The following is a 15,148-nucleotide window of genomic DNA, read 5'->3' on the forward strand; positions in this document are numbered from 1 at the left end:
CTGCTGATTGCTGTACATGGATATTTACCTCATTCGACATACCGAAGTTGCCGTTGGACGTAGTGTTGCTTACGGGCAGAGCGACGTTGACCTGGCGGAAAGCTACGCTGAACAGCGCGACCGGCTGCTTACTCACTTAACCGAAGACCCTGCTTCGAGCCGCCCGTCGGCCATTTTCTCGTCTCCGCTGAGCCGTTGCCGCCGACTGGCCGAAGATTTGGCCGTAACCGCAGCGGCCAACAGTCAGATCGAAGTGGCTCCGGGGCAGGCTACCGTTATTGACGGCCACACGCCTACCGTGCAGTACGACGATCGGTTGAAGGAATTCTTTTTTGGCGACTGGGAAATGCAGCCCTGGTCAGCAATCGGGCGCGAAGTGCTGGACCCGTGGATGGCCGATTTTGTGAATGTTAAAACGCCCAACGGCGAGAATTTTCAGGACGTATTCGACCGGGTCGGGTCCTTCTGGCAGGAGCAGATTCTGCCGCTGGCGCAAACTCAAACGAGCCAGCCGGTGTTCATCGTATCACACGGTGGGGTCATACGCGCTTTGCTGTGTCTGTTTCTGGATTTATCTTTGCAGAACGCCTATCGGATCAACCTCGACTACGGCGCTGTTACGAAGCTTACCCTAACCGGTTCAACGTACACGATTCAATACATCAATCGCTAATTTATTCCAATGAAGTCCCTGCAAATTCGCCTGACTACGCTTACTGTTCTCGTTCTGGCTACGGCTCTCTTTCGTCTGGTGCCGCACTGGCCGAACTTTACGCCCGTAGCGGCTCTGGCCCTGTTTGGTGCGGCTACATTCGAGCGGAAGTGGCTGGGTTTAGTCATTCCTTTTGCGGCTATGTTCCTGAGCGACGCCCTGATTGGGTTTCATGGCAGCATGGGCGCTGTTTACATAAGTTTTGCCCTGACCTGGCTGCTGGGCCTGTGGGCATTGAACGGGCAACGTTCGGGGCAACCCTCAGCCGGGCGGATCGCGCTGGCCTCCGTCAGTTCGTCGGTGCTGTTTTTCCTGATCACGAACTTTGCGGTTTGGTACGGCAGTTCGTTTTATCCGCAAACTATGGCCGGTCTGATGGGCTGCTATGCTGCGGGTCTGGCGTTCTACAATGGTACGTCGTTTTTCCTGAATGGACTCTTGGGCGATCTGTTCTTCAGTGGCGTGCTGTTTGGCAGCTATTACCTGCTTCAGCAACGGTTCACGGTACTACGTCCAATTCGCAGCCGTGGCTAAGATCTTCTATTTTATAATTACCTAAGACAGACGCTCGGCCGAAAGGCCGAGCGTCTGTCGTTTTATGTCTATCTCAACGTAGCAGCGCTCAACGCGCTAATTTGGGATTGTAGTTCGGGTAGCAATTGACTTCTGTTGATCGTAACCGATCGACTACAGACCTCCTAGGCTCCCTGCCTAAACTGTACCTCTGTTTACCCCTCCCGGCCTCCCCTACGAGGGGAGGAGTTTTCTTGCAAGCTAGTTTAGTTCTGCTCCTCCCCTACGAGGGGAGGCCGGGAGGGGTATTTAAATCCGAAACCGATACACAGCAGCTTTTTACACACCAGGTACGATACGTAACGGCTTATCTAAGCGAGGGCCAGTTCCTTATTGTATTTATTACGATACTCCAGTGGAGAGAGGCCGGTAATTTTTTTGAACGTTAGGCGGAAGGCTTTGGGGTCCGAATAGCCAACGCGGTACATCACTTCGTTTATGTTCTCGCGCGACGATTCCAGGCTCATTTTAGCGGCTTCGATCTTTACCCGCTGAATGTATTCAACCACCGAGTTTGCCGTAGCTTTTTTGAAGCGACGTTCCAGATTCCGCCGTCCAATGGCGAACATAGCGGCCAGTTGATCGACGGTTATGCGTTCTTCTACATTTTGTTCAATGTATTCCTGCGCCTTTTTGATGGCTTCGTCGCCGTGTCCTTTCTGCCCGTGGAAAATAATGAACGGCGACTGGCTCTGGCGCTCGATTTCGATCTGAAAGGCCTTTGACATAAACACTGCTACGTTGCGCCCAGCGTATTTCTCGATCAGGTACAGAATCAGGTTCAGGTACGAAAAGGCACCCCCGCTTGAGTAAATGCCTTGTTCGTCGGTGATGATTTTATCTTCTACCAGGTTGACATCGGGAAATAGCCGCCGGAACTCCTGAGCGGCCATCCAGTGTGTAGCGCACTGTTTGCCCGTCAACAGGCCGGTTGCGGCCAACAGAAACGCACCCACGCACAGGCTACCCACTTCGGCTCCTTTCTGATAATGATTGATGATCCAGGGGATGAACTCCTGATTCGTTTCCAGCGTCTGTCTGAGGTCGCCATCCAGCGCCGGAATAATGATCAGATCGGTCCGGCGGACGGTCTCCATCAGGGCATCGGTATAGACCGTGTATTTGCCACCCGCAGCAGGCACCTGCTGCGCTAATCCCACCAGTTGTACGTTGAACAGGGCTGGTTTTCCGAGGCTCATCAGGTATTTATTCACTTCCGTCAGCACCTGCCGAGGGCCTTCGATACTACCTAAAACAGCGCCTTTCGGAACCAGAATTGATACGTGTTTCATAGGGTTAATTATATCCAGAAAAGGTGTCGCAATCTACCCTTTTATTGCCGGATTTACCCCCTTTCTCTCCCCTATTCAACCGGTAAATTTGTCCTGTAAACAAACCCCAGCCAGCCCATGAAAATCGTTCAACTGGACCAGGACCTCGACCTCATTTGCGTTACTGCTACGTCGTTTCCTACCGGTATTCGCCAGGCGTTTAAAACCCTTGAATCTTCCGTTCCGGAAGCGAGCAACCGGCCTTCCTATGGCCTCTCCAAACCCGACGAAACGGGAGTGATTAATTATAAAGCCGGAGTGCCACAGGCTTACGAAGGCGAAGCAAAGCAGTACGGCCATGAAACGGTTAGGCTCACGAAAGGCGACTACCTGACCGTTACGATACGGCAGTGGCAGAAGCAGGAGAACAGCATTGGTCTTACGTTCCGCACGTTGCTGGACGATCCACGACTAGACCCGGCTTCTTACTGCGTAGAACACTACGACAACGAAGATGTGACCTGCATGGTAAAATTAATTCCTAGTAATCACCAGTTGACCAATAACAACATGCAAACCCTAGCTACTCCCGTTGCAACACAACCCACTGTGCCCAAATCAAAAACACTGCGTATTACGTACTGGGTATTAACGAGCCTGTTTGCGTTAGCGATGCTAATGGATGGCATAGCCGGTGTCATGCAGGAAAAAACCGGGCAAGAAGTGATGCGCCATCTTGGTTTCCCCATGTACGTCCTGATCATCTTTGGAACAGCCAAAATTCTGGGCGTACTTGCGTTGGTACAACCCAAATTTAACACCCTGAAAGAGTGGGCGTATGCGGGTTTCGCCATTAATTTTATTGGTGCGTTTGCCTCAAGAGCCTTTGTTGGGGATGAAATCGGCTTATTACTTCCGCCCCTGGTCATGCTGGGAATTATGTTCCTGACGTATTCTGTCTGGAAGCGGTTCGAGCGGGCAAACTTGGCGTAGTATCCGTCTATAAACACGTAGAACGTTATGGTAGAAGTATTTAAAACCAATGTATTCCACTCCGATCATGCAGCGGTGCTTATTACGCTGATCCAGCAGCGGTTCGTCGAATACAAAGCCAATTTCGATCTGGAAGATTGCGACAAGGTTCTGCGGGTGCAGTCGACGACCGGCCCAATTCAATCCTCAGCCCTGATCGGCTTGCTGAACGGTTATGGATTTGACGCAGAGATTCTGCCGGACGACATTGAACCGATTCGCAATCGGGCTTTACCAACGGCCATTCTGCTGACTCGTACCCGCCGGTTCATGACCTGGGCCTGTTGTATTTCCGATCGATAAGTTCAGCCACTAAGCCGGTCCAGCCGGTCTGGTGGCTCGCCCCAACTCCCCGGCCATTGTCGCCATCGAAGTACTCGTAGAACAATACGTGATCCCGGAAGTTCGGGTCCTGGTACATTGGGTGCTGGCCAAACGCGGCTCGCCTGCCGTTACTATCCAGGGTAAAAAGGCTGATGAGCCGGTTGATCAGCTCATCAGCCACCGTCCGCAGCGTGACCTGCTGCCCCGAGCCGATGGGAAACTCAACGGTGAAGCTGTCGCCGAAGTAATCGTAGAAGCGCTCAAGGCTTTCGATGAGCAGGTAATTCACCGGCATCCAGACGGGCCCCCGCCAGTTGCTGTTGCCGCCAAACATATTGCTGTTGCTTTCGGCGGGCGTATATGTCAGCCGGAACGTAGTGCTGTCGAGTCGAAACTCGTAGGGCGTATTGCGATATATTTTTGAGACGGCCCGCACGCCATGCGGACTCAGAAATTCCGTTTCGTCCAGCAATCTACTCAGCAGTGCTTTCAGGCGGAACCCACGTAACAAACTCAGCAACCGCTTATCGGCAATTCCTGTTTCGGTATAACGTGACACCTGGTGGTACAAGTCCGACCGGTGGCTCTGAAACCAGGTCATGCGGTCAACGAAAGCCGGGTTCTGTTTCAGCAGTGCATCGTCCAGAATCTCAACGGCAAACATAGGAATTAACCCCACCATGGTACGTACCCGCAGCCGCTGCACACTGCCATCCGACCAGCGAAGCTGATCGTAGAAAAAGCCGTCGGTTTCGTCCCATAGGCCGATGTTGGTGTGCGCCATGCTGGTCATTGCCCCGGCGATGTACAGGAAATGGTCGAAAAACTTCGTGGCCATCTCGTCGTATACCGTGTCATGGCGCGCCAGTTCGAGTGCGATGCGCATCATGTTGAGGGCGTACATGGCCATCCAACTGGTTCCGTCGGCCTGCTCCAGGTGGCTGCCATCCGGAAAAACGGCGTTTCGATCGAAAACGCCGATGTTGTCCAGGCCCAGAAATCCACCCTCGAAAATATTGTTACCCGATTCATCCTTGCGGTTTACCCACCAGGTGAAGTTGAGCATGAGCTTATGGAACACCGCCCGCAGGAACGCTACGTCCTCGTCGCCAGGCGGTTTATGCTGCGCTTCGAGCTGAAAAATCCGCCACGCGGCCCAAGCCTGTACGGGCGGATTCACGTCGCTGAAGGCCCACTCATAAGCGGGTAACTGACCATTGGGGTGCATGTACCATTCGTTGGTCAACAGCATCAGTTGCTGCTTGGCAAACCCCGGATCGATCAGGGCCAGCGTTACGCAATGAAATGCCCAGTCCCAGGCCGCGTACCACGGGTACTCCCACTTGTCGGGCATCGAGATCACATTGGCGTTGATCAGCTGCGTCCAGGAATGGTTGCGTCCTTTGGCCCGCTCGGGTGGCGGGGACGGCTGGTTCGGATCACCCGATAGCCAGCGTGCTACGTCGTAATAATAAAACTGTTTGTTCCAGAGCATCCCGGCAAACGCCTGCCGTTGCACTAGTTTCTCGTCGTCGGTAGCCTGGGCGGGCTGGATGGTCGCGTAAAAGGCGTCGGCCTCAGCCTTGCGCTGGCCAACAAGCCGGTCAAAATCAGTGAATGCATCGACTGACTGATCTGGTGTTGATAACTGAGCCCGCAGCCGTAGCCGAATAATCACCTGCCCCTGAGCATCGACCGTGACTACGTAACGTGCAGCGGCTTTCGTACCCCATTGCGCGTCATTAACGGTATTTGCCCCAAAAACTACGTAATCGTTTATCCCATCCTTCGGAAACTGCGGCCCGATATGCGTGTCATACAACCGGGCCAGGTTCGATTCGTTCTCACAGAACAGCCACTCGGGTTGCCCTTCGGCATGGAGTACGTATCGCCCCAACAGACTCTGCTCGGCCAGTACGCTGCCATCCGTCTGCAACGACAAAAGCGGCCGCTGGCTGGGTACCCCATCCGAATCGTCGCCCCAGGCCCACGAGTTTCGAAACCAGAGCGTTGGTAACAGGTGCAGCACAGCCGTTTCCGGTCCCCGGTTCTGCACCGTAACGACCATCAATACGTCCTGCGGACCAGCCTTCGCGTACTCGACCGCTACGTCGAAATAGCGATCGTCGGAAAAGATCTCTGTGTCGAGCAGTTCAAATTCGGGGTCGTTGCGGGTTCGGCGCTTGTTTTCGTCAACGAGTCGTTGGTACGGAAAAGCGGCCTGTGGGTATTTATACAGCATTCGCTGATAGGAATGAGAGGGCGTACCGTCCAGGTAGTAATACAGTTCCTTTACATCTTCGCCGTGGTTTCCTTCGCCGTTGGTCAGTCCGAAAAACCGCTCTTTCAGAATCGGGTCGTTTCCGTTCCAGAGGGCCAAGGCCAGGCAGAGCTGCTGCTTATCGTCGCAAAATCCGGCAATACCGTCTTCACCCCAGCGATACGTATAGCTGCGGGCCATATCGTGGGTGGTGTACCGCCAGGCGTCACCGTTCGAACTATAATCTTCGCGAACCGTTCCCCACTGCCGATCAGAGACATACGGACCCCACTGCCGCCAGGCGGGGTCTTGCAGGCGTTGGTGTTCGGTGGTCATGCAGGATGTGTTTGACTGCTCAGTTGTTTGTCGGTTAGTCGTTTACCCTCCGGTTGCAAAGCTTTCGAAGACGGTCATGCCGCCATCGATGAATATGCTGGCTCCGGTGATGTAATCAGACAGATCGGAGGCCAGAAACACAGCGAGGTTTCCAATGTCCGACGGCTGTCCGATGCGATTATACGGAATTAACGACATTAAACTGTTTAGGGCCTGGGGGGTATCCCAGGCCGGTTTATTGATGGGCGTCTGGATAGCACCGGGGCAAATGCTGTTCACCCGAATTTGCCGGTCGCCGTATTCCTGCGCCAGCGACTGCATCAGCATTTTGATACCGCCTTTCGAGGCCGCGTAATTGATGTGACCCGCCCAGGGAATCACTTCGTGCACCGAACTCATGCAGATGATCTTGCCCGTTGCTGCCGACACCTCCGGACGCGGCCCCCGGCGCAGAAACTCGCGGATGGCTTCCCGGGCACAGAGGAACTGCCCGGTCAGATTAACGTCAATGACGGTCTTCCAGTCATCCAAGGTCATTTCATGAAATTGGGCGTCCCGCTGTAGACCAGCATTATTAACCAGAATATCGACCGTGCCGTACCTGGCGACCACATCCGCAAACATGCTGATAACCTCATCTTCCTTACTCACATCACACTGAGCCGTCATGCCCGCACCACCGGCATCAGTGATTTCGGCTAAAATAGTCTGTGCGCTTTCGAGTGATTTGGCGGAGGAGTGGTTGATAACGACCATTGCCCCCGCCTGCGCCAACGATTTGGCTACGCCCGCTCCAATACCGCTGCTAGCGCCGGTAACGAGCGCAATCTGCCCCTTTAAGACCTGATCCATACGTTAATCGATGTGTTTTAAACGTAAGTTTTTTGCTGTCGATTTGTTTCCACGTATTTCTAAAGTCAGGCGTTGCGACTCTTACGATGCCGATTTCTGCCTTCCTGCTGTCAGGCAGGCAATGCAGACGTATTAATAGATTCACTTCTCGGAAAATCCAGCGCAGGCTCCTCACCGGTTCTACGTATGAACAGAGTGACGTTTGTTGGATTTTCTGAAAAAGCTTCCTGTTGTATCTTGCCGTCTCGCCATTCCATCTCTCAGCTTATGTTTACAACCCGACGTGTTCCGTTTTCCATTGTTTTTCCGTTTGCCCGACGTTCTGTTCTTGCCTTTTTAGTCTATTCCATTTGCATCTGTACGTTGTACTCCGTTGCTGGCTGGCGGTTTCTCGCCGTTCCCTTTGTGCCGGTAGCCACCATCGGAACAGCCGTGGCTTTTTACGTAGGCTTTAAAAACAATTCATCCTATGACCGGCTCTGGGAAGCCCGGCGCATCTGGGGCAGCATCACCAACGCCAGCCGGTCGTGGGCCATCATGGTGCTGGATTACCTGGCCAGCCAACACGTTAGTGACCCGATCCCGGCTGATGAACTCGTCCAAATTCGCAAACAACTGATTTATCGTCATCTGGCCTATATTACCGCCTTACGGGTTCAGCTCAGGCAAAAACCCGTTTGGGAACTTCACCACGACCCGGCTCACGAAGTGATTGAACGCATCGAAGAGTTTAAGCAGTGCAGCTTAGATAAAGAGCTGGCTCGTTTTTTACCAAATGATGCGATCGAGGCCATACTGAGACATCCCAATCCCGCTACGTTCCTGATGCGACAGCAGTCAGCTCAGATCCGCGAACTTTGGCAAAGCGGCTACCTCAGCGACTTTCACCATGTAGATATGGAACGGATGCTGGTCGAATTTTATAATCAACAGGGTGCCTGCGAACGAATCAAGTCATTTCCGTTCCCCCGGCAATACGCTTTCTTCAGTTACGTGTTCACCTTGCTATTTATTATCGTGCTTCCGTACGGGTTGCTGACCGAAATGGCGCGGATCAGTGGTTGGCACATCTGGCTGACAGTACCCTTTTATACAGTGATCGCCTGGATTTTCAACACCATGGAAATTGTGGGTGATACGAGCGAAAATCCGTTCGAGAACAGCATTAACGATGTGCCGATGACGGCGATCTGCCGGAACATTGAAATCGACCTGCGCGATATGCTCGGAGAGACAGACCTGCCTAAACGAGCTCAGGCGGTAAATTGGATTCTGATGTAGATACGAATTGTGGGTAGAAGCTGACGCTTAGCAACGATACTTTATTGGCATCAATCAGCCTTTATTCAATTTATACTTTATAAGGTCTCTCACAAAAAGCGGTACTTACGAATTGTTTAGTCCTGTCGTTCCCGATCATCTGATTGGGGGGACAGGACTAGTCGTTTTGGGTGGCTTTCAGAACGTTGAACCGGAAAAACGAAGTAAGGAATTTTCGTTTTCAAGGCGAAATCTGCAATAGCCGCAAACAGGTCAGAAAATTCATTTTGCACTTTTTCGATAAAAATTGTATAAAACTAATTTAACAATCCAATAAATTAGAATTATTAGAAAAATACAATACATGCGCTATAATTAGGGACTTATTGTACTTTTCACATAAGCGCCCTACTTTACTTATAACTAATTGAATTTTTGAAGGAAGTTTCGCGAAACAAGGCTCACCACCGCTCTAAGCTATTGCATTAAACCAATTATGGAGCCCACCTTTGTCACGGTAAAACTAAATTTCAAACCAATGAAACAGTTCCGTTTATCAATTGCTGTACTCTTGTCAGTATGGGGTCTGGCAGGCATGGGAGATGCCAAAGCCGACAATGGATCGGGAGCGAATGGGGTGAAAGTCGAGAAGTCCGAAAACAAGAAAGTTCGTATTTATACCCAGCCGGGAGCACCAGTCGAGGTGTCAATTATTGATACCGACGGCAATCTGCTCTATCGGGGCTCCGTATCCAACCAGAAGCAGAAAGCTACCTTGTTTAATCTGACCAACTTACCCGACGGGCAGTACTTCCTCACCGCCAGCAACAACGCCTGGTGGATGTCGCAGAGCCTGACCATCAAAGGTAATACCGTCAACGTAGACGAGCGTAATCTGCAACAAGTTGTTCAGCCCACGCTGACTGCCTACGGAAAAGACAAGATCGAAGTAAGCCTGCCGTCGACCAACGTAACGAAGGCGAACGTAACGATCTACGATGCCCAGAGCGTACCGGTTTACACCGACACGTTCAACGGCAAAGTACGTCGGTTCGATCTATCGTCGCTGCCCGAAGGTTCGTACACCTTCGTAGTTGGTCCTGATCAGAAACAATTCTCTGCTCGGGTTGACATTCGTCACTAGTAGGTTAACCGCTGATTGACACTCAATTTGTCCCATCAGCACCACTCGATTTCGCAATCGGACTCTTCGGACAAGCCCGGTTGCACCCACCATTCCCAACCCGCTGCGCTCGTTCGAGTGTGGCGGGTTTCTTTTTTAAATGTGCTGTTACGTCCGGTAGCGTTCAGGTCGTTTCGTTCGCGCCAACGACCTCGGCGGGTGGATTTTCGGGGTCCTGTTTTTTCTGCTGATTCATCAGCTTAGCCATTTTAGGCGTAATCTCGGGCTCATCGCCCCGCAGCCGCATAATAGCCAATTCCTTCATCTTCGATTCAAAGACAATATCTACCTCTTTTCCGTACGTGTTGGCGGGTGTGTAGAGCCAGTCGGCATGGGCTTCGGCGCGTGCTTTGGGCTCTTCGTATTCCCGGCGGGAGTTGGAATAGTGGAACACCGGGCGCACATCCCACGTATCATAGGCCATCAGGAACGCATCCTGTTCACTCACGCCATCGGGATGAAGCGAATGATGGAAGTAGTCGAACACGACCGGCGTACCAATCGTCTCGTGTACGGGTACCAGATCCGCAACGGAGTACAAACTAGGTCGATCGTCGTTTTCCACCGTCAGGCGCGCACGCAGATTTTCGGATAACCGCTTGAAATTCTGGCAAAAGCGCGCAATCGTGCCTGCCTTATCGCCGTACGTACCGCCCAGGTGAATATTAATTTTGTTCCAGTGTGAGGGTTTGAACCCCATAAGGTCGAAGATTTCCGAATGGTATTCAAGATCGGTGATCGTGTTATCCAGCACCCGCCCCTGCCCAGCCAGATGGTTGAAAGGACCGGGATGTACCGTCAGGCGGATCGGGCGACTACCGATGGCTTCAAGCGTTGACCGGATTTCGAAAAAGTCGGGCAGATCAGTCAGCCGGTACTCGGATGCCCACGGGAACAGATCGGACGATACCCGAAACAACCGAAATCCGTGTTCGAGGTTCCAGTCCACGATTTTCAGCAGATCCTGTACGTTTTTCAGGGCCAGTTCGGAAGCATAAGCCGTGCCTTTTTCGGCGAATGTCTTTTTGATCATTCCCCGGTTGGTCATAATCTTCTCGGCCTGAAGGCTAATGTTGATACAGGCGTAGCCAGCGTTGAGTGAAGCGGAATTCATAGGCAGTAAACCTGATTTTGGCCCATCCGGTTTTAAATCTGACCGTTCGTTCAAAACCGGCGCGTTCATCCTGTTTTTTGCCAGCGAGGTTATATCTTACCAGCCGACCTTGGCTTTTGCATGAACCGATTCTCGCTTATTCTCGTGGTTACTGTATGTTGGTGGCTCAGCGGTTGTGTTAACCTCAAACTAGTCAGCACGTTCTGTGCTACGTCGGCGGGTGGCCTACAGCGGGGGACAAGTCTGTCAGCTACATTTACCGACATCTATCAGCAGCGAGTACTCGCTGATTCACTTGACAACCATCCGTTTAACCGGGTGCCGCTGGTAGGCATTGATTTCGACAAACGGATTCGGGCTGATTCATTACGTTCCTATCAGCTCGCCGATAGCCTCATCCGGAGCGGCACATTGGTGGTCAGCGCTTACTTTCAGGCCCTAGCGGCCTTGTCAGCGACGGGTGATTCGTTCGTGCCCGTCCAACTCAAGTCTCCGGCGTTTAGCAGCTTCCTGCAAAGTCCGGCTGGCAACCTCTCGGCTGATGAAACAGCGGCCTTCAATCGGGTAGCGAACCTGCTGGCCTCAACGGCAACCGGAGCGTATCGACGTCGGAAAGTAGCTATTTTATTGGCACAAAGCCATGCGGATGTAAATCAACTACTGAACGTATTGAGGTTTGCCTACGAACGGCTCGCGCAGGTAATTGACCTGAGTCGCGACCAGCAGTACGTCTATTATAAGAACGTAGTTATCCGCGATCCGGCTCTGTCTTATTTGCAAAAGCTGGAACTGGCCCGACAATGGCTGCAGACGGCGAAGGCTATTGAGCAGAATCGACAGGCCACACTAACGCACGTGAAGATGGTAAAAACGCTGCAATCTGGCTACAATGACCTTTACAATCGTCGCAAAGAGTTGTCGGGTAAGGCCACATTGGTCAGCCTCGGTACGTCTATCGCCACACTCAATCAGCTCCGGGTCGACCTTGAGCAACTCACCCCTGTTTATGGAAGATTTAAGCCCTGACCAAATCGTTGCGGTAGCCGACGGCTACCGCGATATAGCCCGCTCGTTGAACGAGTTTCAGGTGCTGCACTGGCCAGCGCTTACCTATGAGCAGCATGTAGACCTGAACGCGTATCAGAGTAGTTTACTAAACCGGGCACAGGACTTACAGACCTTGGCCGTCCGTCCGGCTTTTAACCGGGCAGCCGACCTGATCAGCCGAATTCAACAGGCTACGGACGAAGCGAAAGCCAGTCTCAGACGCGTTAAAAACATGAGTATCGCGCTCAATATAGGTGCCATTACCGTTGCGCTGGCTTCATACGTAGCGCGGGCCAACGTACGTGGCATCGAAACCGCCCTACAGGAACTCGGCGAGTTGGTACTGACGGAGGAATAGTTTATAGAAAGAAAACGGAGGCATTCGGGCCGTAACGATTTCCGTTACAACAGCCAGATGCCTCCGTTATGTGTTGGGTAATAAGCTCTTATAGAATTAGGCCGGATGGCGACTTCACGCCAACGAGTTCTACTTCAAAAATAAGATCCTGCCCTGCCAGAGGGTGGTTTGCGTCGAGCGTTACGCTGGTATCGGTCAGGTCGCGTACGATCACAGGAATTGGCCGGGGGTTACCGTCTTCGTGCATATTAAGGGTCATGCCCATTTCGAGCGGAATATCATCGGGGATTTCCGACCGATTCAACGTGAACACCATCTCTTCATTAGCAGGCCCATAGGCGTCGTCGACCGGAATATTGATGGTTTTCTTTTCGCCCTGGTTCATGCCTTCAACCCCCTCATCGAAGCCTTTAATCACTTGGCCACTGCCGACCGTAAATTCCAGGGGGGTGCGGCCCGCTGACGAATCAAAAACAGTTCCGTCGGTCAGGGTTCCGGTATAATGCACCTGAACGGTGTCTCCGGATTTTGCTTGTGCCATAAGTCAATTTCGTTTTGTATGCGCTGTTCCAAAGATACCGGAACTTCCGGCGATAACGGGACTACACGCTAATTTTTGACCAACTCGTTACGGCGGCCAAAAGTTCAGCCTGGGTAGACTGAGTCTGATCGGCATTGTACCAGCGCTGGGCCCGCTCAACGGCTTCGTCCAGGGAGAGTTTCTCGGAGCGCCACTCGTTCATCTGTGCCTGCAAGCCCGCCGGGCGCGGCCCCCAGGTGCCTACTTCGGTCAGGGTTTCCGAGTGCAGACAGATCAGTTTGGGAATCGACCGGCCGCCGTTAGTAAGGTAGGCGTTCATCAAATCGGGGTTCTGGTCGCGCAGCAACAACCGGAAGGTAATATTAGGCGACGTCTCAGCAATACGATCCAGTACGGGTATGATCTGGGCCGCATCGCCACACCACGACTCGGTCAATACCAGCCAGGTCCAGGGCTCCGTTACCTGCGCCAGCGCCTGCTGTAGCTCCGGCCGAACGACCGTCAGCTTGCTCAGTCGGCTCATGCGGTGCAAGTTGAGTTTGGTATAGCCCAAAATTTCGGGCGTGTTGTAATGCGGATCGTCGGAGGTGCTCAGGCCATTGGCGTAGCGATCTGTTGATAGTTGAACGTATTGCTCGTACGTCATCGCCGAGGCAATCAAATCAGGCGTAATCAGGGGTGATGCAGTAATCATAAATTAAACAGAGTTACACCAGCAACAGAAATCGCTCAAAAAACAATCCTGTGCCTGATGTAACCCTGTTTCACTCGTTCGGATGTTAGTACGCCCGCGCAAATACTACGCGTCCTTTCGAAGGCTTCCCGGAAAAGACATCAACGCCTTCTTCAGGCTCCTGATCGAACGGAATACACCGGATTGTGGCTTTGGTCGCTTCTTTAATGGCCTCTTCGGTTTCGGACGTACCATCCCAGTGTGCCAGCAGAAATCCGCCTTTTTCGATCTGCTCCTGAAACTGCTCGAACGTATCGACCTTATAGGTATTCTCCTGCCGAAACGCTTTAGCCTTGTTGTAAATCGTCTGCTGAATATCGTCCAGCAACGCTTTGATTCGCTCGGTAAGCCCGTCGAAGGGTACCGTTTCTTTCGTCTTCAGATCGCGCCGTGCAATCTCGACCGTACCGTTTTCCAGGTCACGTCCGCCCATCGCCAGCCGGACGGGTACACCCCGTAACTCGTATTCGGCAAACTTCCAGCCGGGTTTGTTGGCGTCGGAATCGTCGTACTTCACCGAAACCCCAGCTTTGCGTAGCTCCTGAATCAAGGGCTTTATCTTCGCCGACAAAGCCTCCAGCTGCTCATCATTCCGGTAGATGGGTACAATAACGACCTGGATGGGAGCCAATTTTGGGGGCAGCACCAGTCCATCATCGTCGGAGTGGGCCATAATCAGGGCACCCATCAGACGGGTCGATACCCCCCAGGACGTACCCCATACGTAGTCGAGCTGGTTCTGCTTGTTCAGGAACTGCACATCAAACGCTTTGGCAAAGTTCTGGCCCAGGAAGTGTGACGTACCCGCCTGTAAGGCTTTTCCGTCCTGCATCATAGCCTCAATGCACAACGTATCATCGGCACCGGCAAAGCGTTCGTTCGGCGTTTTATGGCCTTTGATCACCGGCACGGCCATCCATTCTTCGGCAAACTGAGCATACACATCGAGCATCTGACGCGTTTCGGCCATGGCTTCGTCGGCCGTGGCGTGGGCGGTGTGCCCTTCCTGCCAGAGGAATTCGGCGGTACGCAGGAAGATCCGCGTGCGCATTTCCCAACGTACTACGTTTGCCCACTGGTTAATGAGCAAAGGAAGATCGCGGTACGACTGAATCCAGTTTTTATAGGTACTCCAGATGACCGTTTCTGATGTCGGCCGAACAATAAGTTCTTCTTCGAGCTTAGCCTCTGGATCGACGATGACGCCCGACCCATCCTCGGCGTTTTTCAGCCGGTAATGCGTAACAACGGCGCATTCTTTCGCAAACCCTTCGACGTGCGACGCTTCTTTACTCAGGAACGACTTAGGAATAAACAGCGGAAAGTAGGCGTTCGTGTGGCCGGTTTCTTTAAACATATCGTCTAAAGCCCGCTGCATTTTCTCCCAGATGGAGAAGCCATACGGCTTGATCACCATACAGCCACGAACGGCTGAATTCTCAGCCAAGTCAGCCTTTTTGATTAACTCATTATACCACTCGGAGTAGTTTTCACTACGGGACGGAATCGCTTTAGCCATACGGTAATGGTTATTCGTAGTCCTTTTTGTCAT

General features: G+C 52.5%; 15 protein-coding genes. 8 read left to right on the plus strand and 7 right to left on the minus strand.

From position 1 onward, the window contains the following. Window positions 1-16 precede the first annotated feature (16 nt). Together cobC and ACYVIY_RS22660 are read left to right on the plus strand one after the other, a co-directional pair. Window positions 17-673: an alpha-ribazole phosphatase family protein gene (gene cobC, locus ACYVIY_RS22655; RefSeq protein WP_460978689.1), complete on the plus strand. Its 657-nt coding sequence runs from the start codon at window positions 17-19 to the stop codon at window positions 671-673. 9 nt (window positions 674-682) lie between these two features. Then, on the plus strand, window positions 683-1,246 hold the full coding sequence (locus ACYVIY_RS22660; protein WP_460978690.1) for a DUF6580 family putative transport protein: 564 nt from the start codon (window positions 683-685) through the stop codon (window positions 1,244-1,246). 350 nt (window positions 1,247-1,596) lie between these two features. Here ACYVIY_RS22660 and ACYVIY_RS22665 read toward each other — a convergent pair whose 3' ends face one another. Beyond that, window positions 1,597-2,577, minus strand: a complete 981-nt coding sequence (locus ACYVIY_RS22665) for a GlxA family transcriptional regulator (protein WP_460978692.1) — start codon at window positions 2,575-2,577, stop codon at window positions 1,597-1,599. A 117-nt stretch (window positions 2,578-2,694) separates the two neighbouring features. On the opposite strand from ACYVIY_RS22665, the gene ACYVIY_RS22670 reads away from it, so the two are divergent. Further along, a complete protein-coding gene (locus ACYVIY_RS22670) occupies window positions 2,695-3,549 on the plus strand; it encodes a DoxX family protein (RefSeq protein ID WP_460978694.1) in 855 nt (284 codons plus the stop codon). 27 nt (window positions 3,550-3,576) lie between these two features. Continuing rightward, window positions 3,577-3,891, plus strand: coding sequence for a hypothetical protein (locus tag ACYVIY_RS22675; RefSeq protein WP_460978695.1), 315 nt, complete (start codon window positions 3,577-3,579; stop codon window positions 3,889-3,891). Here the strand turns inward: ACYVIY_RS22675 and ACYVIY_RS22680 are convergent. Then, window positions 3,857-6,508: an MGH1-like glycoside hydrolase domain-containing protein gene (locus tag ACYVIY_RS22680; RefSeq protein WP_460978696.1), complete on the minus strand. Its 2,652-nt coding sequence runs from the start codon at window positions 6,506-6,508 to the stop codon at window positions 3,857-3,859. The two genes, ACYVIY_RS22675 and ACYVIY_RS22680, sit on opposite strands and share 35 nt — an antisense overlap. Before the next feature lie 42 nt (window positions 6,509-6,550). Beyond that, complete coding sequence (locus ACYVIY_RS22685) at window positions 6,551-7,360, minus strand: SDR family oxidoreductase (RefSeq protein WP_460978697.1); 810 nt, start codon at window positions 7,358-7,360, stop codon at window positions 6,551-6,553. A 267-nt stretch (window positions 7,361-7,627) separates the two neighbouring features. Here ACYVIY_RS22685 and ACYVIY_RS22690 point away from each other — a divergent pair, with 267 nt between their 5' ends. Continuing rightward, window positions 7,628-8,641 (plus strand): bestrophin family protein, encoded by a 1,014-nt coding sequence (locus ACYVIY_RS22690; protein WP_460978698.1) that lies wholly within the window; start codon window positions 7,628-7,630, stop codon window positions 8,639-8,641. Window positions 8,642-9,158: 517 nt separating this feature from the next. Continuing rightward, window positions 9,159-9,764, plus strand: coding sequence for a T9SS C-terminal target domain-containing protein (locus ACYVIY_RS22695; protein WP_460978699.1), 606 nt, complete (start codon window positions 9,159-9,161; stop codon window positions 9,762-9,764). 163 nt (window positions 9,765-9,927) lie between these two features. Here the strand turns inward: ACYVIY_RS22695 and uvsE are convergent, their stop codons facing one another. Then, a complete protein-coding gene (gene uvsE / locus ACYVIY_RS22700; protein ID WP_460978700.1) occupies window positions 9,928-10,917 on the minus strand; it encodes a UV DNA damage repair endonuclease UvsE in 990 nt (329 codons plus the stop codon). Window positions 10,918-11,037: 120 nt separating this feature from the next. On the opposite strand from uvsE, the gene ACYVIY_RS22705 reads away from it, so the two are divergent. Both ACYVIY_RS22705 and ACYVIY_RS22710 read left to right on the plus strand, forming a co-directional pair. Beyond that, window positions 11,038-11,943, plus strand: coding sequence for a hypothetical protein (locus ACYVIY_RS22705; protein WP_460978701.1), 906 nt, complete (start codon window positions 11,038-11,040; stop codon window positions 11,941-11,943). Continuing rightward, window positions 11,924-12,322: a hypothetical protein gene (locus ACYVIY_RS22710; protein ID WP_460978702.1), complete on the plus strand. Its 399-nt coding sequence runs from the start codon at window positions 11,924-11,926 to the stop codon at window positions 12,320-12,322. Before ACYVIY_RS22705 ends, ACYVIY_RS22710 begins: the two co-directional genes overlap by 20 nt. Window positions 12,323-12,410: 88 nt before the next feature. On the opposite strand, the gene ACYVIY_RS22715 is transcribed toward ACYVIY_RS22710, so the two are convergent. The 3 genes from ACYVIY_RS22715 to proS form a co-directional block, all read right to left on the minus strand. Continuing rightward, window positions 12,411-12,863 (minus strand): FKBP-type peptidyl-prolyl cis-trans isomerase, encoded by a 453-nt coding sequence (locus ACYVIY_RS22715; RefSeq protein ID WP_460978703.1) that lies wholly within the window; start codon window positions 12,861-12,863, stop codon window positions 12,411-12,413. Window positions 12,864-12,924: 61 nt separating this feature from the next. Continuing rightward, window positions 12,925-13,557: a thioredoxin family protein gene (locus ACYVIY_RS22720; RefSeq protein WP_460978705.1), complete on the minus strand. Its 633-nt coding sequence runs from the start codon at window positions 13,555-13,557 to the stop codon at window positions 12,925-12,927. Window positions 13,558-13,642: 85 nt separating this feature from the next. Next, window positions 13,643-15,115, minus strand: coding sequence for a proline--tRNA ligase (gene proS, locus ACYVIY_RS22725; protein ID WP_460978706.1), 1,473 nt, complete (start codon window positions 15,113-15,115; stop codon window positions 13,643-13,645). Window positions 15,116-15,148 lie beyond the last annotated feature (33 nt).

It is taken from the genome of Spirosoma knui (assembly GCF_054780635.1).